Raw genomic sequence first — 26,793 nt, 5'->3', positions numbered from 1 at the left:
CGATCGGCGGCCGCGTCCGCGGACGACGACGGCCCCGGCGCAGTGCCGGGGCCGTGTCGGAGGGCGCGACTACTTCGCGTCGGCCGGAGCGGGTGGAGGGGGGAGTGCCGTCGTCGTCATGAGCCGATCCTCGTCAGGCCGCGGGCGGCGCGGAGAGGCGATCGGCGGATCGGTGGACGAGGGGCGCCGAGCGCCTCCTGTGGAGGGACCGACCGGCGCGATCGGCGTCGTTCCGGGCGTCTCGAGGCCGGAATCGCCGGAGATCCGGGGCGGGGCTGGTAGGTTACCGACGGTCCGACCGGTTGAGGACGTCCGTCCCCGGCCGAGGACGATCCATCGAAACCAGCTGTTCCGACAGCGAGAACGTCCTGGGAGGACACTCCATGGCTGACAAGTCGCTCAACCGCACCGAGCTCGTCGCGAAGATCGCCGCCGACTCCGGCCAGAGCCAGGCCGCCGTCAACGGCGTCCTCGACTCGCTCTTCACCACCCTCGCCGACTCCGTGTCGAACGACGTGAAGGTCACCATCCCCGGCTGGATCGCCGTCGAGCGCACCTCCCGCGCCGCGCGCACCGGCCGCAACCCGCAGACCGGCGAGACCATCCAGATCGCCGCCGGCCACTCGGTGAAGGTCTCCGCGGGCACCAAGCTCAAGGCCGCCGCGAAGTAGTCGCGCCCTCCGACACGGCCCCGGCACTGCGCCGGGGCCGTCGTCGTCCGCGGACGCGGCCGCCGATCGTCCGCGGACGCGGCTGCCGATCAGCCGCGGAACGTAGGCTGGACCGGTGAATCGAACCGTCCGGATCGTCGGCCCTGCGCTCGTGCTCGTCGCCGCAGCGCTCGTCGCCCTCCTCGCGGCCCTGGCCTTCGGCGGGGGAGCCGCGGCTCCGCTGCTGAACGATCCCGGCCCCGTGGTCCGGTACGGCCTCCCGATCGCCAAGCTGGCCGTCAATCTCGGCGCCGCGGGGATGATCGGCTCGCTCGTGCTGACGCTGTTCGCGCTGAGCCCCCGCGCCGCCGCCGCCCGCGACGCCCGATCCTCGTCCCGCGCCTCGACCGCTCACGCCTCCTCGCGCGGCGGCCAGTCCTCGCGCGGCGGCCAGTCCTCCTCCCGCGCCGGATCGACGCGCACCGCGGTCGCCCCCGCGCGCCCCGCGCCCGGCGAGGCCGCGCCCGAGCCGCGCACCGAGTTCTCGATCGCCCTCGACGTCGCCGCCGCCAGCGCCGCCTTCTTCGCGGCGGCCAGCGCGGTGACCGGGTTCCTCACCTTCCTCAACGTCACGCAGACGCCACTGAGCCTCGATCGCGACTTCGGCACCAAGCTCAGCTACTTCATCGGCAGCATCGAGGTCGGCCAGGCCTGGCTCATCACGACCCTGCTCGCGGCCGTCGTCACCGTCCTCTGCTTCGCCGTCCGCAACCAGACCGCGCTCGTCTTCGTCACGGGCCTGGCCCTGCTCACGCTGCTGCCGATGGCGCAGCAGGGGCACGCGGCGGGAGCGAGCGGGCACGACGCCGCCGTCACGGCGCTGGGCCTGCACCTCGTCTTCGCGGCGATCTGGCTGGGCGGCCTCATCACCGTCATCGCCCTGCGGCCCCTGCTCGGCGGCTCCCGCCTGCTGCCCGTGATCGAGCGCTACTCCAGCCTCGCGCTCGTGAGCTTCGTCGTGGTCGCGGCGTCCGGCTACGTCAGCGCCGAGCTCCGGCTCGCCACTCTCGACAACCTGCTCACCGGCTACGGGATCCTCGTGCTGGTCAAGGTCGCGGCGCTGGTCGCGCTGGGCCTGTTCGGCGTGCTGCAGCGCCGCTACCTCATCGAGCGGATGCGGAAGGCCGGCGGCGTCGGCGGCCGCAGCTTCTGGTGGCTCGTCGGCGCCGAGATCGCCTTCATGGGGATCGCCTCCGGAGTCGCCGCGGCTCTCGCGCGCACCGCGACCCCGGTCGACCAGATCGCCGCGAGCCAGCTCACGGATCCGACCCCGGCTCAGCTGCTGACGGGCGAGCCCCTGCCGCCGCCCGCGAGCGCGATGAACTTCCTCACGCTCTGGAACATCGACCTGGTCTGGCTCCTGGTCTGCTCCTTCGCCATCGCGTTCTACGTCGCCGGAGTGGTGCGCCTGCACCGCCGCGGCGACCGCTGGCCCCTGCACCGCACGATCCTCTGGATCGCGGGCATGCTCCTCCTGGCCTACATCACGAACGGCGGGGTGAACGCGTACGAGAAGTACCTGTTCAGCGCCCACATGCTCTCGCACATGGTCCTCACCATGGCGGTGCCGCTGCTGCTCGTCCCGGCGGCACCGGTCACGCTCATCGCCCGCGCCGCCGCCCGCCGCACCGACGGCTCCCGCGGCGCCCGCGAGTGGGTGCTGCTCGCCGTGCACTCGCGCTTCGCCACCGCGATCTCGCACCCGATCGTCGCCGCCCTGCTGTTCGTCGGGTCGCTCTGGGGCTTCTACTACTCCCCGCTGTTCCGCTGGGCCACCACGGACCACATCGGCCACGAGTGGATGATCGTCCACTTCCTGATCACCGGGTACCTCTTCGTCAGCGTCCTGATCGGAGTGGACCCGAGCGTGCACCGCGTGCCCTACGCGATGCGACTCCTGCTGCTGCTGGGCACCATGGCGTTCCACGCCTTCTTCGGCCTCGCGCTGATGACGGGGGAGGGGCTGCTCCTCGCCGACTGGTACGGAGCGATGGGCTGGGGCACCTCCGCGCTCGCCGATCAGCAGGCGGCCGGCGGCATCGCGTGGAGCATCGGCGAGATCCCCACCCTCGCGCTCGCGATCGTCGTCGCGATGATGTGGAGCCGCTCCGACGCCCGCGAGACCAAGCGCCGCGACCGCCAGGCCGACCGCACCGGAGAGGCCGAGCTCACGGCCTACAACGACCGCCTGGCCGCCCTCCAGAAGCGCGGCTGATCCGCGCCCGGGCCCCGGGGTCCCGGCGGCCCGCGGGTACAGTGGAGCGGTGACTCAGCCGACCCTCTCCGACGAGCAGCAGCGGGTCTTCGACCTCATCGAGAATACGCGCGAGCACCTGTTCGTCACGGGTCGCGCGGGCACGGGCAAGTCCACCCTGCTCAACCACCTGAGCTGGAACACCGACAAGCAGATCGTCATCTGCGCCCCCACCGGCGTCGCGGCGCTGAACGTCGGCGGCCAGACCATCCACTCGCTCTTCCGACTGCCGATCGGCGTCATCGCCGACTCCGACCTCGACCAGCCGCCCGAGCTGCGCAAGCTCCTCAACACCATCGACACGCTCGTCATCGACGAGATCTCCATGGTCAACGCCGACCTGCTCGACGGGATCGACCGCAGCCTCCGGCAGGCGCGGCAGCGGCGCTCCGAGCCGTTCGGGGGCGTGCAGGTCGTCCTCTTCGGCGACCCGTTCCAGCTCGCACCCGTTCCCGGCGATCCGGAGGAGCGCGCCTACTTCGCCGACCGCTACCGCTCGCTGTGGTTCTTCGACGCCCTCGTCTGGCAGGAGGCGCCGCTGCGGATCGTCGAGCTCGGCCGGATCCACCGGCAGAGCGATGAGCGCTTCAAGTGGATGCTCAACGCGGTCCGCTTCGGCATGGTGACGAAGGAGATCGCCGACGTGCTGAACGCGGCGGGCGCGCGGACGCCTCCGGCCGACGACGCGATCACGCTCGCGACCCGCAACGACACGGTCAACCGCATCAACCAGGCGGCGCTCGCGCGGCTGAAGGGCCCGCTGAAGACCGCGTCGGCCGAGATCAGCGGCGACTTCGGCGGGCGCGCCTATCCGGCGGACCAGAACCTCGAGCTCAAGATCGGCGCGCACGTGATGTTCCTGCGCAACGACTCCGAGCAGCGCTGGGTGAACGGCACGATCGGCCGGGTGACGAAGGTCGCGGGGACGGTGTGGGTCGAGGTGGACGGCGAGGTCCACGAGGTCGAGCCCGCGACCTGGGAGCGCTACCGCTACTCCTACTCCGCCGCGACGAAGAAGCTCACCCGCGAGATCGTCGCCGAGTTCGCGCAGTTCCCGCTCCGGCTGGCGTGGGCGGTCACGATCCACAAGTCGCAGGGCAAGACCTACGACTCCGCCGTGGTCGACCTCGGGCAGCGCGCCTTCGCCCCCGGGCAGACCTACGTGGCGCTCAGCCGCATCACGAGCCTCGAGGGGCTCTACCTGACGCGGCCGCTCCGGCCGAGCGACATCATCGTCGACAAGGACGTGCTGCGCTTCATGTCCGAACGGCGAGCCGAGCCGGCCGCCGTCGCGGAGGCGTCCGCGGACTGACGCCCCGCGGAGGACGTGGGAGCAGGGGCCTCAGGCCGCCGCGCAGGTCCGGGCGAGATCGCGGAACAGCTCCGTCGTCAGCCGGTACGCCTCCGCGACCTCCGCGATGACCCGCTCGCGCTCCTCCTCGTCCCAGCCCGCGGCGTCGAGCTGCTCGCGGTAGGTGGCGCGGAAGGCCGACGGTGCGGCGATCTCGCCGAAGAGGAAGAAGCCGACGCCGTTGGTCTCGAAGCCGAACCGCCGCTGCAGCAGCCCGCGGACGATCGCGCAGCCGGAGAGGTCGCCGAGGTAGCGCGTGTAGTGGTGGGCGACGAAGCCGCCGCTCCAGCCCGAGGCCACGGTGCGGATCCGGTCGACGTAGGCGCTGGTCGAGGGCAGCGGGCGGATGCGCTCGCGCCAGTCCTCGCCGACGAGGAAGCGCAGGTCCTCCGCGATCGCGGGGAGCCGGGTGAGCTTGGCCGAGAGGAAGGGCTCCGCGACCGGATCGCCGGCCATGTCCTCCGCCACGGCCTCGAGGGCCTCGTAGACGAAGTAGTGCTGCGAGATGAGCGCGATGTAGTCGTCGCGGCTGCCGGAGCCGGTCATCAGCGAGGTCATGAAGGCGGCGCCCTCGTCGTCCGCGCCGGACTGCCCGATGCGCAGGCGCAGGGCCTCGGAGAACGGGATGACGTTCGACACGGTGGCCTCCCTCGGCGACTGAGGTCTGCCTTACCTTAGCCGAGCGGGGCCGCCGGGACCAGAGGGCGTCAGTGCCCGTGTCCGCGGTCGACGACGGAGTGCATCATCCCGCCCATGTCGCCCGAGCCGCCCGAGGAGGCGGCCATGGCGGGGGTGGCGAGGGAGGAGACGGTGAGCGCGCCGGCCAGGAGTCCGACGAGAGCTCGCGACGGCGAGACGGCCTTCTCCTCGACGCGCGGAGAGCGGAGCGAGACGGCCACCACGGCGACCGCGATCAGCTGGAGGACCGCGGCGGCCAGCGCGGGGAGGGGCTCGGCGAGTGCGCCGAGGGCCAGACCGAGGGCGAACGCCGCCAGGGAGGCGACCGCGACGACCAGCGCGGAGCGCGGCACGACGATCCGGCCGCGTGCCAGGACGAGGACCGCCCAGAGGATCTCGACGGCACCGAGCACTCCGATCACCGGGGCCTGCACGCCCTCGCCGCCGGCGGCGAGCGAGAGGTGGACGAGCCCGGCGCCGAGTCCGGCGAAAGCGGCGTTGCAGCGGGCCACGGTGGTCATGGCGGCTCCTTCGCTGGATCGGGGAAGAAGAGGAGGCCCCGGATCGACACACCGCATCGTGTCGTCCGGGGCCGTTCAGTCCGTCCGCCGCGGAAAACGGCGGGCCCACGGCGGACGGAGTAGAGGGGGGCGGCGGGTGCCGCCCGGGTCAGGCGGTCGCGGCGGTGCGCGTCCTCGCCGTCTTCTCGGTGCCGAGTCCGACTCCCAGGAGCACCAGCGCGCTGGCCAGGTGCAGGAAGTGGTCGGCGGTGTTCAGCGCCAGCACGTTCAGGGCGGTGTCGACCAGGAAGAAGCCGACGATGCCGAGCAGCAGGTACACCGCTCCGACGGTCACGTTGACGGTCTTCGCCGCGGCGACGGTCGACAGGCCCGCGATCAGCAGCGCGCCTCCGATGAGCAGGTGGGCGATGTTGTGCAACGGGTTCACCTCGAAGATGCCGAGCAGGAGCCCGCCTTCGGTCGAGAGGAACTGCACGCCTCCGGTCACGACGAAGCCGAGGAGCCCGACGACGACGTAGACGGCTCCGAAGAGAGTCGCCAGCAGTCGATTGGGGGATCTGCGCATGGTCTCTTACCTCCTTCGAGCAGCGCCTCTGCGCTGTACTCCCTCTCTTCGTAACCCGGCGCCTGCCGGTTTGGGAACGGGGTGGACTCCGCCGGTCACGGTCAGGACACGAATCGCGATCGCGCGCTCAGCGGCCCTCTCCGGCCCGACGGAGCCCCCGTACAGTGGTGCCGTTCGCAGACGACGGGGGAGTCGCACGGCATGGGATCTCGCAGACGGACGCGGACGGGACTGCTCGTCGTCCCGGTCCTCGTGCTCGCACTGGCCGGCTGCACGCCCGCCGCCGCCTCGCGCGTGGCGGAGGCGCCCGCGCAGGCGGCGTCGGAGGAGCTCGCCTCCGCCCTGTCGGGGTTCCTCGACGAGACGGTCGGCGTCGCCGGCGCGACCGGAGCGGTCGCCGGGGTCTGGTCGCCGTGGGGCGGCAGCTGGGAGGGCGCGGTCGGCTGGGAGTCGGACGAGCGCACCACCGCCCTCACCACCGACGCGCACCTGCGGCTCGGCACCGGCGGCACCGAGGCGATGACCTGCGACGTGGTCCTCGCCCTCGCCGACTCCGGCCGGGTCGACCTCGACGCCGACGTCGGCGAGACGCTGCGCTCCCTGCCCGGCATCGACGGGCTCACCCTGCGCGAGCTCTGCGCGCACACCTCCGGCCTGGCCGACTTCCGCTCGGCGCTCTGGCCGACCGTGCTCCAGAACCCCCCGCGGCAGTGGCCGACGCTCGAGCTGCTCGCCGCGGCCCAGGTGCGCGGTGCCTCGGCCGAGCCCGGAGCGGCGTGGTCCGACTCCGCCACCGGTCCGCTGCTCGCCGGCATCGTCGCCGCGCAGGTGACCGGTCGGAGCATCGGGGAGCTCTACGACCAGTACGTGGTGCCGCGGTACGGGCTGCGCAGCACGGAGCTGCCCGGCGCCTCCGAGGTCGACCTGCCCGCTCCGTCCCCCCGCGGCTACGCGGTCGCGCTGGACCCGGCGACCGGGGAGAAGCGCTGCGACGTGCGGCTCGACGTCACCGCCGCGTCCCCGTCCGCGCTCGGCGCCGCGGGCGGAGCGCTGACCGATCTGGAGGACCTCCGGCGGCTGGCGACGGGTCTCGCGGCCGATCCCGCGGGCGACGCCATGTGGCAGGACCCGGTCGTCCAGGGCCAGGGCCGCGCCGACTACCTCCGCGCCGGGCTCGGCGGGCACGAGGCGGGACCCCTCCGCGGCTTCTCGGGCCTCGCGCCCGGCTTCGTCACCGCGGCCTACTCCGACCCGGTCTCGGGCCTGACCGTGGCCGTCTCGATCAACAGCTCGACGCCCGGCGGCGACTTCGCCGCGACGGTCGCCCGCACCCTGGCCGCCATCGCGGTCGAGCAGGGAGCTGCCGCGGGAGCCGAGGGCCTGCCCCGGCTCCCGTGGACGGCCGACGGCGAGCGCGGCGCCGTGCAGGGGACCCCGACGCGCTGCTGATCCGGCGGCGCTCTACTCTGGTGCCATGCCGATCACTCCCGACACCAAGGACTGGACCTGGGTCCTCGAGCGCCCCTGCCTCGAGTGCGGTTTCGACGCCTCGCTCGTCGACGCCGACGAGGTCGCCGAGCTCATCCGCGAGAACGCCGCCGCCTGGCCCTACGTGCTCGACCGCGACGATGCGGCGGGCCGGCCCGACGACGAGACCTGGTCGCCGCTCGAGTACGCCGCGCACGTGCGCGACGTGCACCGCATCTACCGCACCCGCGTGCAGCTGATGCTCGCCGGCGACGACCCGCTCTACCCCAACTGGGACCAGGACGTCACCGCCGTGGAGGAGCGCTACCACCAGCAGGACCCCGCGACGGTCGGCCGCGAGCTGGTCGAGGCGGCCGAGCGCATCGCCGAGGTGTTCGACTCCGTCGCCGGTGCCGAGTGGCAGCGGCGAGGCCGCCGCAGCGACGGTGCGGCGTTCACGGTCGACACGATCGCCCGCTACTACCTGCACGACATCCAGCACCACCTGCACGACGTGCAGGGCTGAGCTCAGGTGTCGATGAGCTGCGGATTGAGGAACGAGAGCGTCCTCGCGTAGGCGAGCGCCGCAGAGGCGGGGCTGACCGCGTCGCGCAGGTTGCCGTTCGCGAAGTGCCGTTGCGTGTCCGGGTAGGTGTGCGCCGTGACCGGCGTCCCCGACTCCTTCAGCCGTCCGACGAACGACTCCGGGTCGTCGCCCGCGGGCCACTCGTCGCTCTGCGCGTAGTGCAGGAGGGTGGGGCACGGGACCAGCACGTGCTCCTCCGCACCGAGGGTGGCGTAGTACGCGACCACCGCGTCCACGAGCCCGGTGCCCGCGGCGAGCAGCCCGAGGCGGCCGCCGAAGCCGAAGCCGATGACGGCGCTGCGCGGTGCCCCGGCCGCGACTCCGGTGCCGACCGCCTCGGCGACGGCGGCGAGGGTGCGGTCCTGCGCGGCCATCGCGGCGAGGTCGCGCGCGTCCTCCGGGGCGAGCGTGGCCCAGCCGTCGTAGAGGTCGGGCACGAGCACGTGGTAGCCGTGCTTCGCCACGGCCTCGGCGAACGGCTCCAGCCACGGCAGGCGCCCGAACACGTCGTGCAGCACGACCACCACGGGTCGGCCGGGGTGCCCGTACTCGAGGGCCACGCCCGGCGACGGGATCTGGACGAGCTCTGTCACCCCTCCACCCTGCCCTCTGCGTCCCGCGATCCCGCGCGCTGCCGCGGATCCGCCCGGCGTGTCGCGTCGAAACGCCGCGCGGGCGCCTCACCGCTCCGCGCGGCCGTGCGGCTCCAGCGGCAGGACGACCTGCTCGCGCAGGTGCTCGTAGACGACTGAGGTGCGCACGTCGGCGACCTCGCGGCGCTGCGTCAGCTCGTCGATGACGAAGGCGTAGAGGTCCTGGTTGTCGCGGACGGCGACGTGGATGATGAAGTCCTCCGAGCCGGAGGTGACGAACACGCCGACCGTCTCGTCGAGGCCGGCGACCCAGTCGCGGAAGGCCTCGATGATCTCGCGCGACGGCGGACGGATGCGGACCGCGATCAGCGCCTGCACGCCGCGCCCGAGGGCCGCGAAGTCGAGGGTGAGCGTCGCGCCGGTGATGACGCCGCGGCGCCGGAGGCTCCTCGTGCGATCGAGGGCGGTGGTGGGCGAGACGTGCACGGCGGCTGCGAGGTCCCGGTTCGTGATCCGTGCATCCGACTGCAGGACCTGCAGGATCCGGACGTCGAGTTCGTCGAGTGCCGCTCCTGGGCCGTTCTGCTGGTCGTTCATACGGAGATCCTGCCGCAGGGGACCCCTCCTGCCTACTGTTCGTGACGTCACTGCGCACGAACCGAGGAGCATCATGACCATCCCCGCCCCCGACGCCGTCGGCTTCCACCCCGACGAGATCGACACCGCCGCGCCCACCCGCTCGGCTCGCCTCAAGTGGGTGGTCGTCGTCGACGAGTCCCTCCCCGCCGGCCGCGCCGTGAACGCCGCGATCTGCGTGGGCGCCGCGACGGCCGCGCACGTCGCGGGGCTGCTCGGACCGAGCCCCGCCGACGCGTCCGGATCGCTGCATCCCGGTCTGCCGTGGGCCGGCTGCACGGTCCTCGCCGCCGACGCGGCCACCCTGCTCGCGATCCGCGCGAAGGCCGAGGCGCACGACGGGACGTTCGTCGCCGACATGCCCGCGTCGGCGCAGGCCACCCGGGTGTACGACGAGTACCGGGAGGCGGTGGCGGCGAGCGGCTCCGACGAGCTGCAGTACCTCGCGGTCAGCCTGGTGGGGCCGAGGAACCGGATCGACAGGATCGTCGGGCGGCTGCCGCTGCTGGGCTGACGGACACCGCGGGGCTGCCGGACGCCGCTGCGCTGACGGACGCCGCTGCAGCGCCGGAGGAGGAGCCGCCCGCGTCGGGCCGGAGGACCGGCCGCAGACGAGGGGGGGGAGGAGAGCGAGTGACGGGAATCGAACCCGCGCCATCTGCTTGGGAAGCAGAAGTTCTACCATTGAACTACACTCGCGCGGCGCCGCTCGGGCGCACCAGGACATCGTAGCAAGGCCCGGAGCCGGCCCATGCCCCCGGGTCGCGCCACGCCCTAGGATCGCAGCGTGCTCCTCTCCGACCGCGACATCTCGCTCGAACTCGCCTCCGGCCGCGTGGGGCTCGCCCCGCACGATCCGTCGATGCTGCAGCCGTCGTCCGTCGATGTGCGCCTCGACCGCTTCTTCCGGCTGTTCGACAACCACCGCTACCCGTACATCGATCCGGCCGAGGACCAGCCCGAGCTGACCCGCCTGGTCGAGACGCCGCAGGGCGAGCCGTTCATCCTCCACCCGGGCGAGTTCGTGCTCGGCTCGACCTACGAGGAGGTGTCGCTGCCGGACGACATCGCGGCGCGCCTCGAGGGCAAGAGCTCGCTCGGACGGCTCGGGCTGCTGACCCACTCGACCGCCGGGTTCATCGATCCGGGCTTCACCGGCCACGTCACCCTCGAGCTCAGCAACGTCGCGACGCTCCCCATCACGCTCTGGCCCGGGATGAAGATCGGCCAGATGTGCTTCTTCCGCCTCAGCTCGCCCGCCGAGAAGCCCTACGGCTCGGCGGAGTACAGCTCGCGGTACCAGGGCCAGCGCGGTCCGACCGCGTCGCGGTCGGCGCTCAACTTCCACCGCACGGACGTCTACACCGACTGACGCCGGCGCAGGGATCAGGGCGTAGGGGTCAGCCCAGCAGGCGGGGGAGCTGCAGCACGAGCCAGGGGGAGAACGCCCAGGGGGTCGAGCGGACGGCGGCGAGCGTCGCCTCGGCGTCGACCCACTCGTAGTCCATGACCTCGTCGAGGCGCGGATCGAGGGCGTCGCGGCTCGACAGCGTCGCCGTGTAGACGGGGCAGATCTCGTTCTCGACGACGCCGGACGCGTCGACCGCGCGGTAGCGGAAGTCCGGCAGGGCGACCTCCAGCGTGGCCAGCCGGGCGCCGAGCTCGCGCTCGGCCCGGCGGACGACGGCGTCCTCGATCCGCTCGCCCGGGGCGGGGTGCCCGCAGAAGGAGTTGGTCCAGACGCCCGGCCATGTGCGCTTCTCCAGCGCGCGGCGGGTCACCAGCAGCGCGCCGTCCGGGGAGAAGACGTGGCAGGAGAACGCGAGGTGCAGGGGAGTGGCCGTGTCGTGCACGGTCGCCTTGTCGGCGACCCCCACGGCGTTCCCGGCCTCGTCGAGGAGGACCACCTGCTCGATCCGGTCCGTCTGCACAGTGGCGGCTGGCGAAGTCATACCCGCAAGTCAAGCACGCCGCAACACATCAGCCGGCTTATCGTCCTGGTTCTCCCCTTTGTTAGCCTTCCCCCGTGGATACGCGCGACCCCGTGGTTCTGTCCCGGTTGAGGCAGGAGCACGTCGATGCCGTCCTGGACAGGTTCTTCTCGTTGGCGAGGTCCCGGGCGGTGCGTCTCGGACCCCGCTACCTGACCCTCTGGCAGACGCTGGAGGCCAACACCCGCGGCGGCAAGCGCTTCCGCCCGCTGATGGTGATCTCGGCGTACGAGGCTCACGGCGGCCAGGATCCGGAGGCCGCCGCCCACCTCGGCGCGGCGTTCGAGCTTCTGCACACCGCGCTGATCGTGCACGACGACGTGATCGACCGCGACTTCGTGCGCCGCGGCGGCCCGAACGTCTCGGGCAGCTACCGCGACGAGGCGACGACCGCGGGCCTCTCCATCCCGATCGCCGAGCACCGCGGCACCTCGGTGGCCGTGATCGCCGGGGACCTCGCCCTCACCGGCGCCCACCGCCTCGTCGAGGGCGTCGGCGCCTCCGACGGCGTGCGGGCCCGCCTGCTCACCCTGCTCGACGAGGCCGTCTTCGCCTCCGCCGCGGGCGAGCTGGCCGACGTGGACTTCTCCCTCATGCCGGGCATGCCCTCGGTCGACGAGGTGCTCGAGATGGAGCGCCTCAAGACGGCCGTCTACTCCTTCGAGGCGCCGCTGCAGGCCGGAGCGATCCTCGCCGGGGCCTCGGACGCCGCGGTGGACGCGCTCGGCGAGTTCGGCCGCTGGATCGGCATCGCCTACCAGATCGTCGACGACCTGCTCGGTGTCTTCGGCTCGGAGGGGCAGACCGGCAAGACCACGCTGGGCGACCTCCGCGAGGGCAAGCGCACCGTCCTCATCGCCCACGCGGCCGGCACCGACTGCTGGCCCGACATCGAGGCGCTGATCGGCGACGAGCACCTCGCGCCCGAGACCGCGGAGAAGGTGCGCGGCATCCTCGAGGAGTGCGGCGCCCGCAGCTACGCCGAGGGGCTCGCGAATCAGTTCGCAGACCGCGCCTGGGCGGCGCTGGAGACGCCCGCGGTGTCGGAGGCCTTCCGCAACGAGGTCCGCCCGCTCGTGGCCAGCGTGGTCGGGCGCACCCGATGAGCGCTGTCCGCCACGCGCGGATGCGCGCGACGATGCGCTCCGCCCGGCCGAGCCCCCGTACGGTGGCACGATGAGCCGCCAGAGCGAACTGTACGACCGCGTCGCGCACGAGTCGTCCGCGCAGGTGATCCGCCGCTACTCCACCTCCTTCGGGCTGGCCACGCGCCTGCTCGCCCCGGGCGTCCGCGAGCGGGTGGAGGACGTCTACGCCCTCGTGCGCGTCGCCGACGAGATCGTCGACGGCGTCGCCGAGGAGGCCCGTCTCGACCGGGCCGCGGTGGAGGAGTCCCTCGACGCCTTCGAGGCAGAGACCGAGCGCGCGCTCGCCTCCGGCTACAGCTCCAACCTCGTGATCCACGCCTTCGCGCGGACCGCGCGGGCGACCGGATTCGGCACCGAGCTCACCCGGCCGTTCTTCGCGTCGATGCGCGCCGACCTCCGCGAGACCGAGCACACCCCCGAGTCCTTCGAGGCCTACGTCTACGGCTCCGCCGAGGTCGTCGGGCTGATGTGCCTGCACGTGTTCCTCGCGGCGCCGGACGCGGGGCTCGTCTCCGAGACCGCCCGCGCGCGGCTCGTGGCCGGAGCGCGCCGCCTGGGCGCCGCGTTCCAGAAAGTCAACTTCCTCCGCGATCTCGCCGCCGACGTCGACGGCCTCGGCCGCAGCTACTTCCCCGGAGTCGACCCGCGGGCGTTCTCCGAGCGCGACAAGGCCTCGCTGCTCGCCGACCTCGACGACGACCTCGCCGAGGCCGCCGCCATCGTGCCCGAGCTCCCGCGCTCGAGTCGGCGCGCGGTCCTGCTGGCCCACTCCCTCTTCGCCGCCCTGGCCGACCGGATCCGCGCGACGCCCGCCGAGGAGCTCCTCCGCGCCCGCGTCAGCGTGCCCACGGCCGCCAAGGCGGCGCTCGCGGCGAAGGCGGCCGTGTCGACGCTCGGCCCGCGCCTGGGCCCAGGCCCCGTCCGCGCGACCCGCTCGAGGACCGGCCCGCACCGCGCCGTCGTCATCGGCGGCGGGATCGGCGGACTCGCCTCCGCCGCGCTGCTCGCGCGCGACGGCTACGACGTGACCCTCCTGGAGGCGCGCGAGGCCGTCGGCGGCCGCGCCGGCTCGTGGGAGCACGAGGGCTTCCGCTTCGACACCGGTCCCTCCTGGTACCTGATGCCCGAGGTGTTCGACCACTTCTTCCGCCTCATGGGCACCAGCGCCGAGGAGCGCCTCGACCTCGTCACGCTCGACCCCGGCTACCGGGTCTACAGCGAGGGCGTCGACGAGCCGATCGACGTGCTCGCCGACCTCGAGTCGAACCTCGCGCTCTTCGAGAGCATCGAGCCCGGAGCGGGCGAGCGGATGCGCGCGTACCTCGACTCCGCGCGCGACACCTACGAGATGGCCAAGCGCCGCTTCCTCTACACGAGCTTCTCCTCCTTCCTCCCGCTGCTGCGCCGCGACGTGCTCAGCCGGACCGGGAGGCTCGGCCGCCTGCTGCTCACTCCGCTCGACACGTTCGCGGCGACGGCGGTCACCGACAACCGGCTGCGCCAGATCCTCGGCTACCCGGCCGTCTTCCTCGGCTCCTCGCCGTTCGCCGCGCCGAGCATGTACCACCTGATGAGCCATCTCGACCTCGCCGACGGCGTGCTCTACCCGATGGGCGGATTCACGAAGCTGATCGAGGCGGTCGCCGACGTCGCCGAGGAGGCCGGCGTCACCGTCCGCACGTCCTCGCCCGCGACGCGGATCCTCACCGCGCGCTCGCCCCGCGGCGGACGCCGCGGCGCCGAGGTCGTCGGGGTCGAGTTCACGGGCCCCGACGGCACGGAGCGGATCCCCGCCGACCTGGTCGTCAACGCCTCCGACCTCTTCACCACCGAGCAGTCGCTCCTCCCCGAGGAGCTGCGGACCTACCCGCCCGCCTACTGGGAGAAGCGCGAGCCCGGCCCGAGCGCCGTCCTCGTCCTCCTGGGCGTGCGCGGGGAGCTGCCCGAGCTCGAGCACCACACCCTGCTCTTCACGAAGGACTGGCGCGACAACTTCGACAAGATCTTCGGCGAGCACCCGACCGTCCCCGATCCCGCGTCGATCTACGTCTGCCGCCCGAGCGCGACCGACGCGAGCACGGCTCCGGAGGGGCACGAGAACCTGTTCGTGCTCGTGCCGATCCCGGCCGACACCTCGATCGGCCACGGCGGAGTCGACGGCGCGGGCGACGCGCGCGTCGAGGCCATCGCCGACCAGGCCATCGCGCAGATCGCGTCCTGGACCGGCGCGACCGACCTGGCCGAGCGGATCGTCGTCCGCCGCACCATCGGCCCGGCCGACTTCGAGAGCGACCTCGGCGCCTGGCGCGGCTCGATGCTCGGACCGGCCCACGTCCTCTCGCAGAGCGCCTTCTTCCGCGCCGGGAACGTCAGCCGGCACGTCGACGGCCTGCTCTTCGCCGGCAGCTCCACGATCCCCGGCATCGGCCTGCCGATGTGCATCATCAGCGCCGAGGTCATGCTCAAGCGCGTGCGCGGCGACGTGTCGACCGAGCCGCTGCCCGTGCGGGAGGCGCCGTCCGCTCCGGTCGCGCCCGTCGCCGTGGGGGAGTAGGCGTGGGGATCCTCTACCTGCTCGCGCTCCTCGTCTCGATCACCGGGATGATCGTGCTCGACCGCCGCTTCCGGCTGTTCTTCTGGGCGGACGCGCGACGCGCGGCGATCGTGCTGCCCGTGGGAGTCGCGTTCTTCCTGGTCTGGGACCTCGTGGGGATCGGCCTGGGCGTCTTCTTCCGCGGCGAGACCTCCTACATGACCGGCCTGCAGATCGCGCCGGAGCTCCCGGTCGAGGAGGTCCTCTTCCTCACCCTGCTCTGCTACCTGACGATGGATGTGCACGGCTTCCTCTCGCAGCGCGTCTCCCGGCGGGCGGAGGCGCGCGCGTGACCTACCTCCTCCTCAACGCCGTGTTCCTCGCGGTGGTGCTGGTGCTGCTGCTGCTCGCGCTGCGCCGACGCGTCCTGCGCCTGCCCGCCGTCCTCGGCACCCTCGCCGTGCTGCTGGTGATGACCGCCGTGTTCGACAACATCATGATCGGAGTGGGCCTGCTGGTCGCCTACGACGATGACCTGATCTCGGGCATCCGGATCGGTGTCGCTCCGATCGAGGACTTCGCCTACGCGATCGCCGCGGCCCTCGCCCTCCCGGCGCTCTGGGTGCTCCTGCCCTCGCGTCGTCGGAGCGAGCCGTGAACCGGCTGCGCGCGCTGTTCGTCTCGAGCCGCCCGCTGAGCTGGGTCAACACCGCCTACCCGTTCGCGGCGGCGTACCTGCTGACCACCCGCGAGATAGACCTCGCCTTCGTGCTCGGCACGATCTACTTCCTCATCCCCTACAACCTCGCGATGTACGGGATCAACGACGTCTTCGACTACGAGTCCGACCTGCGGAACCCCCGCAAGGGCGGCGTCGAGGGCGCCGTGCTCGACCGGAGCGAGCACCGCGCGACGCTGATCGCGGCGGTGGCCACGAACGTGCCGTTCCTGGTGGCGCTCGTGCTGCTCGGGTCACCGGTCTCGTGGCTGGTCCTCGCGATCAGCGTCTTCGCGGTGATCGCCTACAGTGCGCCGGGGCTCCGCTTCAAGGAGCGTCCGTTCGTCGACTCGCTGACCTCGGCGACCCACTTCGTCAGCCCGGCCGTCTACGGGATCGCCCTCGCGGGCACCGTGGTCACCGGACCTCTCGTGGCGCTGCTCGTGGCGTTCTTCCTCTGGGGGATCGCGAGCCACGCCTTCGGCGCGGTGCAGGACATCCTGGCCGACCGGGCGGGCGGCATCGGCTCGATCGCGACCGTGATCGGAGCGAAGGCGACCACGCGCTTCGCCATCGCCGCCTACGTCGCGAGCGGCCTGCTCCTGCTCCTGCTGCCCTGGCCGGGGACTCTCGCGGCGATCCTCGCGGTGCCGTACGCGGTGAGCATCTGGCCGTACCGATCGCTCGAGGACGCCGAGGCGGAGCGGGCGAACGCGGGCTGGAAGCGCTTCCTCGCGCTGAACTTCCTGACCGGCTTCCTCGTCACGCTCCTGCTGATCGTGTTCTGGATCGCCACGGTCTGATCCGCGGCCATGGCGCGCGGGGAGGGGCCTCGCCCGCGTCTCCGCGGGCCGGGCCTCGTCAGTCCCGGCGGGCGGGCGGAGCGAGCCGCGGCTCCGGCACGACGGGGGCGGTGGCCGGCGGGCGGCGCACCGGCAGGAGCAGCACCAGCCCCACGGCGAGGACGAGGACGAGCCCGAGGATGCCCCAGTACTGCACGTTCGCCTCGCCGCTGCCCGAGACGGCCGCGGCGATCGAGACGGCGGCCGCGAAGGCGGCGGGCGCGAGGAACGAGGCCGCCCGCCCGGTGGTCGCGTAGAGGCCGAAGATCTCGCCCTCGCGTCCCTCCGGGATGAGGCGGGCCAGGTAGCTGCGGCTCGCCGACTGCGCCGGGCCGACGAACAGGCACAGCAGCAGGCCGAAGATCCAGAACACCGTTCTCCCCCCGTCGTGCAGGACGAAGACGGCGGTGCCGCAGACGACCAGGCCGATGAGCGAGGCGACGATCACGGCCTTGGGGCCGATGCGGTCGTCGAGCGCGCCGACCGAGATGGTCGCCACTCCGGCCACGACGTTCGCGGCGATGGCGAACAGGATCACCTCGCCGGCGTCGAAGCCGAAGGTGCCCTGCGCCAGCACGCCGCCGAAGGTGAAGACCCCGGTGAGCCCGTCGCGGAACACCGCGCTGGCGATGAGGAAGGCCACGGTGCTGCGGCTCTCGCGCCAGAGGGCGGCGACCTGCGCGAAGAGCGCGCGGTAGGAGGCGATCACCCCGACGCGCTCCGCCCGGCTCGCGCGCGCCGGCGTCTCCGGCACCGCGACCAGCACCGGAAGGGCGAAGACGGCGAACCACACGCCGGCGACCAGGATCGAGACGCGCACGTCGAGGCCGTCGTCCCCCGTCACTCCGAAGAGCCCGACCTCGGGCGAGATGAAGCCGAAGTACACGATCAGCAGCAGGACGATCCCGCCCACGTAGCCCATGCCCCAGCCGAAGCCGGAGACGCGGCCGATGGTCGCCCGGGTCGAGACCTGGAGGAGCATCGCGTTGTAGTTGACGCTCGCGAACTCGAAGAAGACCGTGCCGACCGCGAGCAGTCCGAGTCCCAGCCAGAGGAGGGCCGGGTCGGGGCGCACGAGGAACATCAGCAGGATGCAGAGGACGACGACGGCGGAGTGGATCCCCAGCCAGAGCCGGCGGCGCCCGCCGAGGTCGGCCCGGCGGCCGGTGATCGGCGCGATCACGGCGACGACCACGCCGGCGCCGGCGAGGGACCAGCCGAGCGCGGCCGAGACTCCGCTCGAGGTGCCGAAGAGCCCGTCGGTGGTCAGGTAGACGGTGAAGACGAAGGTGGTCACCACCGCGTTGAAGGCCGATCCGCCCCAGTCCCACAGGCCCCAGGCGAGGACGGGCCAGCGGCCGGTGCGCGTCGTCATGGGCCCACCGTAGGGGGAGGAGGTGAACGGCCGGAAGCCGCGGGACCCACGAGTCTGAGAGTTGAGCCGATGCGACTCAACTTCTCGCCTCCGGACTTGACGCGAGACGACGGATGCGTAAACTTGAGCGTGCGGGGCTCAACTCCCGCAGAGGATTCCGCACCACCCGTCAACTGACCGGCAGCCGCCCGCGCGACGCCGATCGCGAAGGAGAACAACGCATATGTCCCGTGCCGTAGGCATCGACCTGGGAACCACCAACTCTGTCGTGGCCGTCCTCGAGGGAGGCGAGCCCACCGTCATCGCCAACGCCGAGGGCTTCCGCACCACGCCGTCCGTCGTGGCGTTCACCAAGGACGGGGAGGTGCTCGTCGGCGAGACCGCGAAGCGCCAGGCCGTCACCAACGTCGACCGCACCATCGCGTCGGTCAAGCGCCACATGGGCACCGACTGGACCTTCGGCGTCGAGGACAAGAAGTACACCCCGCAGGAGATCTCGGCCCGCATCCTGGGCAAGCTCAAGCGCGACGCGGAGCAGTACCTGGGCGACAAGGTGACCGACGCGGTCATCACCGTCCCGGCCTACTTCAACGACGCCGAGCGCCAGGCGACCAAGGACGCCGGCGAGATCGCCGGACTCAACGTCCTGCGCATCATCAACGAGCCCACCGCGGCCGCGCTGGCCTACGGCCTCGACAAGGGCAAGGAGGACGAGCTCATCCTCGTCTTCGACCTCGGCGGCGGAACGTTCGACGTCTCCCTCCTCGAGGTGGGCAAGGACGACGACTTCTCGACCATCCAGGTCCGCGCGACCTCGGGCGACAACCGCCTCGGCGGCGACGACTGGGACCAGCGCGTCGTCGACCACCTGGTCAAGCGCTTCAAGGACTCGACCGGCGTCGACGTCTCGAAGGACAAGATCGCTCGCCAGCGCCTCAAGGAGGCCGCGGAGCAGGCGAAGAAGGAGCTCTCCTCGAGCACCTCGACCAGCATCCAGCTGCCCTACCTCTCGCTCACCGAGAACGGCCCGGCGAACCTCGACGAGACGCTCACCCGCGCCAAGTTCGAGGAGCTCACCAGCGACCTGATCGAGCGCACCCGCAAGCCCTTCACCGACGTCATCGCCGAGGCGGGCGTCAAGGTCGAGGACATCGCTCACGTGGTCCTCGTCGGCGGCTCGACCCGCATGCCGGCGGTGGCCGAGCTCGTCAAGAAGCTCACCGGCGGCAAGGAGCCCAACAAGGGCGTCAACCCGGACGAGGTCGTCGCCGTCGGCGCCGCGCTGCAGGCCGGCGTCCTCAAGGGCGAGCGCAAGGACGTCCTCCTGATCGACGTGACCCCGCTCTCGCTGGGCATCGAGACCAAGGGCGGGATCATGACGAAACTCATCGAGCGCAACACCGCGATCCCGACCAAGAGGTCCGAGACCTTCACCACGGCCGACGACAACCAGCCGTCCGTCGCGATCCAGGTCTTCCAGGGCGAGCGCGAGTTCACCCGCGACAACAAGAACCTGGGCACGTTCGAGCTGACCGGCATCGCGCCGGCCCCGCGCGGCATCCCGCAGGTCGAGGTCACCTTCGACATCGACGCCAACGGCATCGTCCACGTGTCCGCGAAGGACAAGGGCACCGGCAAGGAGCAGTCGATGACGATCACGGGCGGCTCGTCGCTGCCCAAGGACGACATCGACCGCATGGTCCGCGAGGCCGAGGAGCACGCCGCCGAGGACAAGGCCCGCCGCGAGGCCGCCGAGATCCGCAACAACGCCGAGACCCTGGCGTACTCGATCGACAAGCTGATCAAGGACAACGAGGACAAGCTGCCCGAGGACGTCAAGTCCGAGGTGCAGGGAGACGTCGACGCGCTGAAGACCGCGCTCGCCGGCGACGACGACGCGGCCGTCAAGACCGCGTTCGACGCCCTCAACGCCTCGCAGACCAAGATCGGCCAGGCGATCTACTCCCAGGACCAGGCCGCGCAGAGCGCCCCCGCGGACGCTCCGGCCGACGGTGACAAGAAGGACGACGAGGACATCGTCGACGCCGAGGTCATCGACGAGGACGAGCCGAAGGACACGAAGTAGCCATGGCAGCCGAGAACGAGCCCCAGGACCTCCCCGAGGAGCAGCCGGCCACCGGCGGCGAGGCGGGAGCCGAGGCGGCGCAGGACGCCCAGGACCAGGAGGGCCTCATCGAGGCCGAGGGGCCCGACGTCGAGACCAGCCTCTCGGACGCCGACCTCTCGTTCCTCTCGGGACAGTCCAGCGCCGAGACGCTCGCGGCCGAGCACCTCGCCGATCTCCAGCGGGTGACCGCGGAGTACGCGAACTACCGCAAGCGCACCGAGGCCAACCGCCAGGTCGACAAGGAGCGGGCGATCGGCGACGCGGTGAAGGTCATCCTCCCCGTGCTCGACGACCTCGACCGCGCCGAGAAGCACGGCGACCTCGCCGAGGGCGGGCCCTTCACGGCCATCGCGCAGAAACTGCGCGGCGGAGTGGAGAAGCTCGGCCTGGTGAAGACCGGCGCCGTGGGCGACCTGTTCGACCCGAACATCCACGAGGCGATCTTCCAGCAGCCCACCCCCGGCGCCGAGACCTCCACGGTCGCGGACGTCGTCGAGGCGGGCTACTACCTCGGAGGCTCGCTGCTGCGGGCCGCCAAGGTGGTCGTGGCAGTCCCCGCCGACTGACCCCGCCACCGGCACGACCACCGCGGAGGACCCCGCCCCGCTCGGCAGCACGCTGCCGGACCGGGGCGGGGTCCCTCGCCGCATTCGACACAGGAAGAGGCACATGGCCAGCCAGGATTGGTTCGACAAGGACTTCTACAAGGTCCTCGGCGTGTCCAAGGACGTCTCCGCCGCGGATCTGAAGAAGACCTACCGCAAGCTCGCCCGCCAGTTCCACCCCGACTCCAACCCGGGGGACGCGAAGGCCGAGGCGCGCTTCAAGGAGATCAGCGAGGCGTACACCGTGCTCTCGGACGCCGAGCAGCGCAAGGAGTACGACCAGATCCGCGCCATGGGCGGCGGAGCGCGCTTCACCGCGGGCGGCCAGCCCGGAGGGTTCGACGACGTCTTCGGCGGCATGTTCGGCCAGGGCGGGCGCACCTCCTACAGCACCCAGCAGGGCCCGCCGCCCGGCTTCGAGGACATCCTCGGCGGCATGTTCGGCGGCGGAGGCAGCCGCTTCGGCCAGCCCAGCGGCGGCTACCGCGGCTTCGGCGGCCCGCAGAAGGGCGCCGACGTCACCGCCAGCACCACCATCGACTTCCGCACCGCGACCCGGGGTGACACCGTCCAGCTGCAGACCGGCGACGGGCGCACCCTCTCGGTGCGCATCCCCGCCGGCGTGGCCGACGACCAGAAGATCCGCGTCCGCGGCAAGGGCCGCCCCAGCCCGGACGGCGGCGATCCCGGCGACCTGGTGCTCACCGTCTCGGTGCGCAAGCATCCGGTGTTCGAGCGCGACGGGCTGAACCTGCGCGTGACGGTCCCCGTGACCTTCGTCGAGGCCGTCTTCGGCGCGACGATCGAGGTGCCGACCCTCGGCGGCGAGCCCGTCAAGCTCCGGGTCGCCGCAGGCACCCCGAGCGGCCGCGTCCTGCGCGTCAAGGGCCGCGGCGTCACGACCCCCAAGGGCACGGGCGACCTGCTCGCCGTCCTGCAGGTCGCCGTCCCGAGCCACCTGTCCGCCGCCGCCCGTGAGGCCCTCGAGGCCTACGCCGCCGCCGAGCCGGACGAGGACCCGCGCGAGGACATCCTGGAGAAGGCCCGCTACTAGCACCGGATCGGCGCGACCGGTCTGAGGAGGAGACATGGACGAGAACACGCCCGTCTTCGCGATCGCCGTCGCCGCCGATCTGGCGGGGATGCACCCGCAGACCCTGCGGCAGTACGACCGGCTCGGGCTCGTGAGCCCGACCCGCACCGCGGGCAAGTCGCGCCGCTACTCGATGCGCGACGTGGTGCAGCTGCGCGAGGTCGCGCGGCTCTCCTCCGAGGGCGTCTCTCTCGAGGGCATCGCGCGCATCCTGCAGCTCGAGAACCAGGTGCAGTCGCTCTCGCAGCGGGTGCGCGAGCTGGAGTCGGCCCTCGCCGACGAGCTCCTGAACCGGCCGGGCCGCCGCGTGTTCGCCGCCGGACTCGAGGGGGACGTGGTCACTCTGCGCCACGGCACGCGCGCGCAGCGCCGGACCGAGCTGGTCGTCTGGCGCCCCGCGCCACGATCAGGGGCCGCCGACGACGCCACACCCTGAACGAGGGGTAGCCTGACCGGGCGCCGCCCCGTCATCGCGGCGCCTGCCCCTCCGCTCGGGGCGGAGAGCAGGAGGACCGCCGTGGACCACGACAGCAGCACCCCGCGCGACGAGCGCGACGCCCGCCGGGAGCAGGCCGCCCAGGAGCAGGCGTCGGACTCCACGCGCGCGTCCCGCCGGACGCCGGTCGTCCCCGACAACGGCTTCTCCCGCGAGTCCTACGCGATCCACGCCACCCGCAGCGACCTCCCCCTCTTCTCGGATGCGCTGAACGCCGGCCGCGACGACTCCGGCTGGCTGTCGTCGCTCTCGAGCACCCTCGCCGGTCCCACCGGGCCGGTCGGCTCCCCGGACTCGGCCGCCGAGACGGCGCAGGCCGCGCTCGACCGCCGCACCCGCCGTCGGAGCGACGAGTCCGACTCCTGAGCCGCGGCTCCGGCTAGTCGCGCAGGCGCGTCGCGGCCATCCGGGCGTCGACCAGGCGGCCGCCGCTGAGGCGGGCGAGGATCACGGAGCCGAACGGCAGCGCGCGCACGAGGGGCAGGCCCTCGACCCGTTCCTCGTCCGTGTAGCCGAGGAGGACGTACATCCCGACCACGGCGATCGCGGCGATCGTCGCGACCCGCGCCGGGATCTGGTCCATCGTGCCGCCTCCGCCGTCGATCGGCTCGGCGAGCGTGACGCACATGAGGAAGATCGACGCGTAGACCGCCAGGTGCACGTGGGAGCGGCTCCACGGGCGCGCGAGCGCGGCGATCGGCAGGATCCAGAGGGCGTACCAGGGGTGGATGGCGGTCGACGCCGTCACGAACGCGAGCAGCGCACCGGACAGGCGGGCGAGCGGATCGATGGAGCGCCGCGACAGCATGAGGCGCGCAGCGATCAGGCCGGCGAGCCCGAGCGCGAGGATCTTGACCACGGCGATCGCCGCGGCGGGGTCGTGACCGGTGAACTCGACGGCGCGGGAGACCGAGACCGTGACGAACGACATCGGCGCGTACCAGTGCAGGATCGAGCCGGGCACGACCATCGCCGCGACCCAGCCGACCCCGACGCCCGCGAGCAGCCCGACGGCGACCACGAGGCCGAGCGCTCCGGCGCCCGTCCAGAGCCAGCCGCGGGTGCGCTCGCGCCACGTCGCGTCGTGGCGCAGCCACAGGAGCGCGAGCACGGGGAGCGCGATCACGGCGATCGGCTTGATCGCGATCGCTCCGGCCATCAGCACGACGGCGGCGATGCGCCGGTCGGTCTGGGCGTAGTAGAGCGACGCGAGGATGAGCGCCAGCATCACGGAGTCGTTGTGGCCGGCGACGACGAAGAGCACGAGGGTCAGCGGGTTGGCGACGATCGTCCAGGCGGTGAGCGGGACCGAGAGGCCGCGCAGGCGCGCCAGGCGGAGCGCGTAGACGGCCATGACGGCCACGCCCGCGACCGACACGGCGCGGAGCATCGCGATCGAGAGCTCCGGTGCGCCGTAGCCCGCGAACTGCACGGCGGTGCGCTCGATCAGGAGGTAGAGGGGCCCGTAGGGCGTGGGGGTGTCGGCCCAGAGCGGGTCGACGCCGAGGTCGAACCAGCCCGGGAGCGTCGCGACGCCGTGGGTGTAGGGGTCGATGCCCTGGGTCATCAGGCGACCCTGCGCCACGTAGGAGAACATGTCGTGGCTGAACAGCGGCACCGTCACGAGGAGCGGAGCGGTCCAGGCGAGGGCCGCCACCACGATGGTGCGGACGGAGCCGGGGCCCGCCGCGAGCGCGACCGTGCGCAGGCGGAGCCACGCGATCAGCAGCAGCATCCCGCCGCCCACGACGAGGGCGCCGCTGGACTCGGTGAGCCAGCCCGTGGCGCGGATCGAGGCGACGAGAGGCCAGTCGCGGATGGGCGAGCCGGCGGGCAGGTAGCCCACGCCGAGCGAGCCGAGGAGGATCGCGATCGAGCCCAGCAGGCCCGTCGCCAGCGGTGCGGCCTCCATGAAGCGGAGCCGCGGCCGGCGCTGCCGTCCCGTTGCCCGGGCCGTGTCCGGCCGCTCGATCGTCCCCCGTGAAGCCATCGGAGCCACGCTAAAGGATGGGACTCCGAAGTGCATGGACGGCCGGTGAACGGTTGATCAGTCGGCGCTCAGGTTGTACAAGCACCCGCACGCGCACCGATCAGGGCAGGCGCGGCACCGGGGCCGGCTCCGCGAAGCGCAGCTGGTTGCCGAACGGATCGATCACGTCGAGCGCGAAGCCGAACGGCGTGCGGGTGATCCGCGGGTTGAGGTAGGGGTACGCCTTCGCGTCGAGCTCGGCGTGCAGCTCGCGGACTCCGCGGAGGGCGACGTGCACGGCGGCGCCGGGACTGCCGTCGCGGTGGTGCTCGCTGAGGTGCAGGCGGAGCCCCGAGCGCGACACCTGCAGGTAGAGGGGGGCGTCGAGCGCGGCGCGGTGCTCCCAGTCCACCTCGAAGCCGAGGTAGTCGACGTAGAACTCGCCCGCCTTGGCGACCGAGAAGATCCGCAGGATGGGCACGGCCGCCTCCAGCCGGACCGGCTCGAGCCGGTCCGGCTCCTCCGCGCTCGACCGGTCCCGTGCACGCCGTCTCGTCTCCACGCCACGAGGCTAGCCGCCCCGCGGTCGGCCCGGAGCCGGAGGGTCAGTCGACGAGATCGAGACCGCGCAGCAGCCGGAGGGTCTCGACCCCGGCGGGCGGGCAGCGGCCCGCATCGGAGCCGTCGACCCAGTGCAGCGAGTCGACCTCGCCGCTCGGGCGCGCCTCCCGGTCGAGCTCGGCGGCGAAGACGCTCATGTGGACCTCCCGCCCCTCCGGCTCGCCGTGCGCCTGGGTGCGGACGGTGAACAGGGGCTCGAGGCCGAGCGCGACGGCGCCGAGCTCCTCGCGGGCCTCGCGGGCCGCCGCCTCGATCCCGCTCTCGCCCTCGTCGACCTTGCCGCCGGGGAGGTAGAGGACGTCGCGGCCCCGCGCCGTGACCATCAGGACGCGCCGGTCGCGGAGGACGGCGACGGCGGACACGACGATCGGCGGGAGGGTGCTCATCCGCTCATCATGCCCGCCGCGGGCGGACCGTCGCGGCGCCCCCGCGGCTACCATGGGGGCACACCAGAAGGACGCGCGCAGCCGGCGCGCGCCGGGGCCCCGTGCGCCCGAACAGCTGAGGAGCAACCCGTGGCAGAACCCACCACCCTCGACAAAGTCATCACCCTCGCGCAGCACAGGGGATTCGTCTTCCCCTCGGGTGAGATCTACGGGGGCACCCGCTCCGCGTGGGACTACGGGCCGCTCGGCGTGGAGTTCAAGGAGAACATCAAGCGCCAGTGGTGGAAGACCTTCGTGCAGGGCCGGGGCGACGTCGTCGGCCTGGACTCCGCGGTCATCCTGCCCACGGCGATCTGGCACGCCTCGGGACACGTCGGCGTCTTCTCGGACCCGCTGACCGAGTCGCTGATCACCCACAAGCGCTACCGCGCCGACCACCTCTTCGAGAAGTACGAGGAGGTCAACGGCCACCCGCCCGTGAACGGCCTCGCCGACATCCCGGACCCGGAGCACCCCGACAAGGTCGGCCAGTGGACCGAGATCAAGCAGTTCTCGGGCCTGATGAAGACCTACCTCGGCGTCGTCGACGACGAGTCGGGGCTGCACTACCTGCGTCCCGAGACCGCCCAGGGCATCTTCACCAACTTCGCGAACGTGCTGCAGAGCGCCCGTCGCAAGCCGCCCTTCGGCATCGGCCAGATCGGCAAGGCGTTCCGCAACGAGATCACCCCCGGCAACTTCATCTTCCGCACCCGCGAGTTCGAGCAGATGGAGCTCGAGTTCTTCGTCGAGCCCGGCACGGACGAGGAGTGGCAGGAGACCTGGATGCAGCTCGCCTGGGACTGGTTCGTCGGGCTCGGGATGAACCCCGAGAACATCCGGCAGTACGAGCACCCGAAGGACAAGCTCTCCCACTACTCGAAGCGCACCGTCGACATCGAGTACCGCTTCAGCTTCGCCTCGGGCGAGTGGGGCGAGCTGATGGGAGTCGCGAACCGCACCGACTACGACCTCAAGACGCACATCGAGCACTCGGGCAAGGACCTCTCGTTCTTCGACCAGAACAAGAACGAGCGCTACGTGCCGTTCGTGATCGAGCCGTCGTTCGGTCTCACCCGCGCGCTCATGGCGTTCCTCGTCGACGCCTACGAGGAGCAGGAGCTGCCGCCGAACGCCAAGGGCAAGGTCGAGACGCGGACCGTGCTGCACCTCGACCCGCGCCTGGCGCCGGTGAAGGTGGCCGTGCTGCCGCTCTCGCGCAACGAGGCCCTCTCGCCGCTCGCGCGCCGCGTCGCCGACCAGCTGCGCCAGCTCTGGAACGTCGACTTCGACGACTCCGGAGCGATCGGCCGCCGCTACCGCCGCCAGGACGAGATCGGCACCCCGTACTGCGTGACCGTCGACTTCGACTCGCTCGAGGACGACGCCGTGACCGTCCGCGACCGCGACACGATGAAGCAGGAGCGCATCCCGCTCGAGCAGCTCGAGTCGTACCTCTTCACCGGGCTCCGCGGGGCCTGACGCTCC

Annotated in this window: 28 protein-coding genes and 1 tRNA gene; 18 read left to right on the top strand and 11 right to left on the bottom strand. The window is 72.2% G+C overall.

The features are described 5' to 3' along the window. The first annotated feature begins 383 nt into the window (after nt 1–383). The 3 genes from C5B92_RS12210 to C5B92_RS12200 all read left to right on the top strand — a co-directional run bounded on the left by C5B92_RS12210 (nt 384) and on the right by C5B92_RS12200 (nt 4,276). The gene (locus tag C5B92_RS12210; RefSeq protein ID WP_056037903.1) at nt 384–671 is read left to right on the top strand and encodes an HU family DNA-binding protein; all 288 of its coding nucleotides are present in this window, start codon (nt 384–386) and stop codon (nt 669–671) included. A 115-nt stretch (nt 672–786) separates the two neighbouring features. Continuing rightward, entirely contained in the window at nt 787–2,925 is a 2,139-nt protein-coding gene (locus tag C5B92_RS12205) for a bifunctional copper resistance protein CopD/cytochrome c oxidase assembly protein (protein WP_258061402.1), read from the top strand. Nucleotides 2,926–2,974: 49 nt separating this feature from the next. Beyond that, entirely contained in the window at nt 2,975–4,276 is a 1,302-nt protein-coding gene (locus tag C5B92_RS12200) for an ATP-dependent RecD-like DNA helicase (protein ID WP_104222908.1), read from the top strand. A gap of 30 nt (nt 4,277–4,306) precedes the next feature. On the opposite strand, the gene C5B92_RS12195 is transcribed toward C5B92_RS12200, so the two are convergent. The 3 genes from C5B92_RS12195 to C5B92_RS12185 form a co-directional block, all read right to left on the bottom strand. Continuing rightward, nucleotides 4,307–4,954, bottom strand: coding sequence for a heme oxygenase (biliverdin-producing) (locus C5B92_RS12195; protein WP_104226125.1), 648 nt, complete (start codon nt 4,952–4,954; stop codon nt 4,307–4,309). A 68-nt stretch (nt 4,955–5,022) separates the two neighbouring features. Further along, nucleotides 5,023–5,514 carry a hypothetical protein gene (locus C5B92_RS12190; RefSeq protein WP_104255353.1) on the bottom strand — a complete coding sequence of 164 codons (492 nt, stop codon included), beginning with the start codon at nt 5,512–5,514 and terminating at the stop codon, nt 5,023–5,025. 148 nt (nt 5,515–5,662) lie between these two features. Beyond that, nucleotides 5,663–6,079: a DUF4383 domain-containing protein gene (locus C5B92_RS12185; protein ID WP_104246935.1), complete on the bottom strand. Its 417-nt coding sequence runs from the start codon at nt 6,077–6,079 to the stop codon at nt 5,663–5,665. 201 nt (nt 6,080–6,280) lie between these two features. Between C5B92_RS12185 and C5B92_RS12180 the strand changes: the two genes are divergently transcribed. Both C5B92_RS12180 and C5B92_RS12175 read left to right on the top strand, forming a co-directional pair. Continuing rightward, nucleotides 6,281–7,528, top strand: a complete 1,248-nt coding sequence (locus C5B92_RS12180; protein ID WP_104249916.1) for a serine hydrolase — start codon at nt 6,281–6,283, stop codon at nt 7,526–7,528. Nucleotides 7,529–7,553: 25 nt separating this feature from the next. After that, complete coding sequence (locus C5B92_RS12175; protein WP_104274342.1) at nt 7,554–8,072, top strand: DinB family protein; 519 nt, start codon at nt 7,554–7,556, stop codon at nt 8,070–8,072. A gap of 2 nt (nt 8,073–8,074) precedes the next feature. Here the strand turns inward: C5B92_RS12175 and C5B92_RS12170 are convergent, their stop codons facing one another. Next, nucleotides 8,075–8,725: a dienelactone hydrolase family protein gene (locus tag C5B92_RS12170; RefSeq protein WP_104237610.1), complete on the bottom strand. Its 651-nt coding sequence runs from the start codon at nt 8,723–8,725 to the stop codon at nt 8,075–8,077. 87 nt (nt 8,726–8,812) lie between these two features. Then, entirely contained in the window at nt 8,813–9,322 is a 510-nt protein-coding gene (locus C5B92_RS12165) for an Lrp/AsnC family transcriptional regulator (protein WP_104255349.1), read from the bottom strand. A 73-nt stretch (nt 9,323–9,395) separates the two neighbouring features. On the opposite strand from C5B92_RS12165, the gene C5B92_RS12160 reads away from it, so the two are divergent. Next, nucleotides 9,396–9,875 (top strand): DUF2000 domain-containing protein, encoded by a 480-nt coding sequence (locus C5B92_RS12160; RefSeq protein WP_104222899.1) that lies wholly within the window; start codon nt 9,396–9,398, stop codon nt 9,873–9,875. Between the two features lie 114 nt (nt 9,876–9,989). Here C5B92_RS12160 and C5B92_RS12155 read toward each other — a convergent pair. Further along, nucleotides 9,990–10,060 (bottom strand) — tRNA-Gly (locus C5B92_RS12155). Between the two features lie 88 nt (nt 10,061–10,148). On the opposite strand from C5B92_RS12155, the gene dcd reads away from it, so the two are divergent. Then, nucleotides 10,149–10,733, top strand: coding sequence for a dCTP deaminase (dcd, locus tag C5B92_RS12150; protein WP_104222898.1), 585 nt, complete (start codon nt 10,149–10,151; stop codon nt 10,731–10,733). A gap of 28 nt (nt 10,734–10,761) precedes the next feature. Here dcd and idi read toward each other — a convergent pair whose 3' ends face one another. After that, nucleotides 10,762–11,313, bottom strand: a complete 552-nt coding sequence (gene idi, locus C5B92_RS12145) for an isopentenyl-diphosphate Delta-isomerase (RefSeq protein ID WP_104222897.1) — start codon at nt 11,311–11,313, stop codon at nt 10,762–10,764. A gap of 170 nt (nt 11,314–11,483) precedes the next feature. Between idi and C5B92_RS12140 the strand changes: the two genes are divergently transcribed. The 5 genes from C5B92_RS12140 (at nt 11,484) to C5B92_RS12120 (ending at nt 16,554) form a co-directional block, all read left to right on the top strand. Further along, complete coding sequence (locus tag C5B92_RS12140; protein WP_244229492.1) at nt 11,484–12,458, top strand: polyprenyl synthetase family protein; 975 nt, start codon at nt 11,484–11,486, stop codon at nt 12,456–12,458. 70 nt (nt 12,459–12,528) lie between these two features. After that, nucleotides 12,529–15,054, top strand: a complete 2,526-nt coding sequence (crtI, locus tag C5B92_RS12135) for a phytoene desaturase family protein (RefSeq protein ID WP_104255347.1) — start codon at nt 12,529–12,531, stop codon at nt 15,052–15,054. Between the two features lie 2 nt (nt 15,055–15,056). After that, nucleotides 15,057–15,386 (top strand): lycopene cyclase domain-containing protein, encoded by a 330-nt coding sequence (locus tag C5B92_RS12130; RefSeq protein WP_104255346.1) that lies wholly within the window; start codon nt 15,057–15,059, stop codon nt 15,384–15,386. Continuing rightward, a complete protein-coding gene (locus C5B92_RS12125) occupies nt 15,383–15,691 on the top strand; it encodes a lycopene cyclase domain-containing protein (RefSeq protein ID WP_104222893.1) in 309 nt (102 codons plus the stop codon). The genes C5B92_RS12130 and C5B92_RS12125 overlap by 4 nt, the downstream gene beginning before the upstream one ends. Continuing rightward, entirely contained in the window at nt 15,688–16,554 is an 867-nt protein-coding gene (locus C5B92_RS12120; RefSeq protein ID WP_104222892.1) for a prenyltransferase, read from the top strand. The genes C5B92_RS12125 and C5B92_RS12120 overlap by 4 nt, the downstream gene beginning before the upstream one ends. A gap of 58 nt (nt 16,555–16,612) precedes the next feature. Here C5B92_RS12120 and C5B92_RS12115 read toward each other — a convergent pair whose 3' ends face one another. Then, nucleotides 16,613–17,968 (bottom strand): MFS transporter, encoded by a 1,356-nt coding sequence (locus C5B92_RS12115; RefSeq protein WP_104350431.1) that lies wholly within the window; start codon nt 17,966–17,968, stop codon nt 16,613–16,615. A 223-nt stretch (nt 17,969–18,191) separates the two neighbouring features. Here C5B92_RS12115 and dnaK point away from each other — a divergent pair, with 223 nt between their 5' ends. The 5 genes from dnaK to C5B92_RS12090 all read left to right on the top strand — a co-directional run bounded on the left by dnaK (nt 18,192) and on the right by C5B92_RS12090 (nt 22,656). Then, nucleotides 18,192–20,054, top strand: a complete 1,863-nt coding sequence (gene dnaK, locus C5B92_RS12110; protein WP_104222890.1) for a molecular chaperone DnaK — start codon at nt 18,192–18,194, stop codon at nt 20,052–20,054. 2 nt (nt 20,055–20,056) lie between these two features. Next, nucleotides 20,057–20,662, top strand: coding sequence for a nucleotide exchange factor GrpE (locus C5B92_RS12105; RefSeq protein ID WP_104222889.1), 606 nt, complete (start codon nt 20,057–20,059; stop codon nt 20,660–20,662). A 103-nt stretch (nt 20,663–20,765) separates the two neighbouring features. After that, nucleotides 20,766–21,755, top strand: coding sequence for a DnaJ C-terminal domain-containing protein (locus C5B92_RS12100; RefSeq protein ID WP_104222888.1), 990 nt, complete (start codon nt 20,766–20,768; stop codon nt 21,753–21,755). 34 nt (nt 21,756–21,789) lie between these two features. After that, nucleotides 21,790–22,230: a heat shock protein transcriptional repressor HspR gene (locus tag C5B92_RS12095; RefSeq protein WP_104345617.1), complete on the top strand. Its 441-nt coding sequence runs from the start codon at nt 21,790–21,792 to the stop codon at nt 22,228–22,230. Nucleotides 22,231–22,311: 81 nt separating this feature from the next. Continuing rightward, on the top strand, nt 22,312–22,656 hold the full coding sequence (locus tag C5B92_RS12090; protein WP_104350430.1) for a hypothetical protein: 345 nt from the start codon (nt 22,312–22,314) through the stop codon (nt 22,654–22,656). 13 nt (nt 22,657–22,669) lie between these two features. Here the strand turns inward: C5B92_RS12090 and mptB are convergent, their stop codons facing one another. From mptB to C5B92_RS12075, 3 genes are all read right to left on the bottom strand, one after another. After that, on the bottom strand, nt 22,670–24,280 hold the full coding sequence (gene mptB, locus C5B92_RS12085) for a polyprenol phosphomannose-dependent alpha 1,6 mannosyltransferase MptB (protein WP_146078786.1): 1,611 nt from the start codon (nt 24,278–24,280) through the stop codon (nt 22,670–22,672). A gap of 100 nt (nt 24,281–24,380) precedes the next feature. After that, on the bottom strand, nt 24,381–24,821 hold the full coding sequence (locus C5B92_RS12080) for a glyoxalase superfamily protein (RefSeq protein WP_208543318.1): 441 nt from the start codon (nt 24,819–24,821) through the stop codon (nt 24,381–24,383). 43 nt (nt 24,822–24,864) lie between these two features. Further along, nucleotides 24,865–25,266 carry an NUDIX domain-containing protein gene (locus C5B92_RS12075; protein ID WP_104350429.1) on the bottom strand — a complete coding sequence of 134 codons (402 nt, stop codon included), beginning with the start codon at nt 25,264–25,266 and terminating at the stop codon, nt 24,865–24,867. A 129-nt stretch (nt 25,267–25,395) separates the two neighbouring features. Between C5B92_RS12075 and C5B92_RS12070 the strand changes: the two genes are divergently transcribed. After that, nucleotides 25,396–26,787 (top strand): glycine--tRNA ligase, encoded by a 1,392-nt coding sequence (locus C5B92_RS12070; RefSeq protein WP_104226140.1) that lies wholly within the window; start codon nt 25,396–25,398, stop codon nt 26,785–26,787. Nucleotides 26,788–26,793 lie beyond the last annotated feature (6 nt).

This window comes from Rathayibacter sp. AY1A4 (assembly GCF_002930955.1).
Classification (GTDB): Bacteria; Actinomycetota; Actinomycetes; order Actinomycetales; family Microbacteriaceae; genus Rathayibacter.
The sequence above is the reverse complement of the archived record's forward strand: the minus strand, read 5'-3'. Positions and strand labels throughout refer to the sequence as shown.

Coding starts and splice junctions, on each gene's coding strand:
- C5B92_RS12100 (WP_104222888.1), top strand. CDS start 20,766: ATGGCCAGCCAGGATTGGTTCGACAAGGACTTCTACAAGGTCCTCGGC.
- C5B92_RS12115 (WP_104350431.1), bottom strand. CDS start 17,968: ATGACGACGCGCACCGGCCGCTGGCCCGTCCTCGCCTGGGGCCTGTGG.
- C5B92_RS12210 (WP_056037903.1), top strand. CDS start 384: ATGGCTGACAAGTCGCTCAACCGCACCGAGCTCGTCGCGAAGATCGCC.
- C5B92_RS12105 (WP_104222889.1), top strand. CDS start 20,057: ATGGCAGCCGAGAACGAGCCCCAGGACCTCCCCGAGGAGCAGCCGGCC.
- dnaK (WP_104222890.1), top strand. CDS start 18,192: ATGTCCCGTGCCGTAGGCATCGACCTGGGAACCACCAACTCTGTCGTG.
- mptB (WP_146078786.1), bottom strand. CDS start 24,280: ATGGCTTCACGGGGGACGATCGAGCGGCCGGACACGGCCCGGGCAACG.
- C5B92_RS12075 (WP_104350429.1), bottom strand. CDS start 25,266: ATGAGCACCCTCCCGCCGATCGTCGTGTCCGCCGTCGCCGTCCTCCGC.
- C5B92_RS12095 (WP_104345617.1), top strand. CDS start 21,790: ATGGACGAGAACACGCCCGTCTTCGCGATCGCCGTCGCCGCCGATCTG.
- idi (WP_104222897.1), bottom strand. CDS start 11,313: ATGACTTCGCCAGCCGCCACTGTGCAGACGGACCGGATCGAGCAGGTG.
- C5B92_RS12165 (WP_104255349.1), bottom strand. CDS start 9,322: ATGAACGACCAGCAGAACGGCCCAGGAGCGGCACTCGACGAACTCGAC.
- C5B92_RS12180 (WP_104249916.1), top strand. CDS start 6,281: ATGGGATCTCGCAGACGGACGCGGACGGGACTGCTCGTCGTCCCGGTC.
- C5B92_RS12175 (WP_104274342.1), top strand. CDS start 7,554: ATGCCGATCACTCCCGACACCAAGGACTGGACCTGGGTCCTCGAGCGC.
- C5B92_RS12190 (WP_104255353.1), bottom strand. CDS start 5,514: ATGACCACCGTGGCCCGCTGCAACGCCGCTTTCGCCGGACTCGGCGCC.
- C5B92_RS12160 (WP_104222899.1), top strand. CDS start 9,396: ATGACCATCCCCGCCCCCGACGCCGTCGGCTTCCACCCCGACGAGATC.
- C5B92_RS12185 (WP_104246935.1), bottom strand. CDS start 6,079: ATGCGCAGATCCCCCAATCGACTGCTGGCGACTCTCTTCGGAGCCGTC.
- crtI (WP_104255347.1), top strand. CDS start 12,529: ATGAGCCGCCAGAGCGAACTGTACGACCGCGTCGCGCACGAGTCGTCC.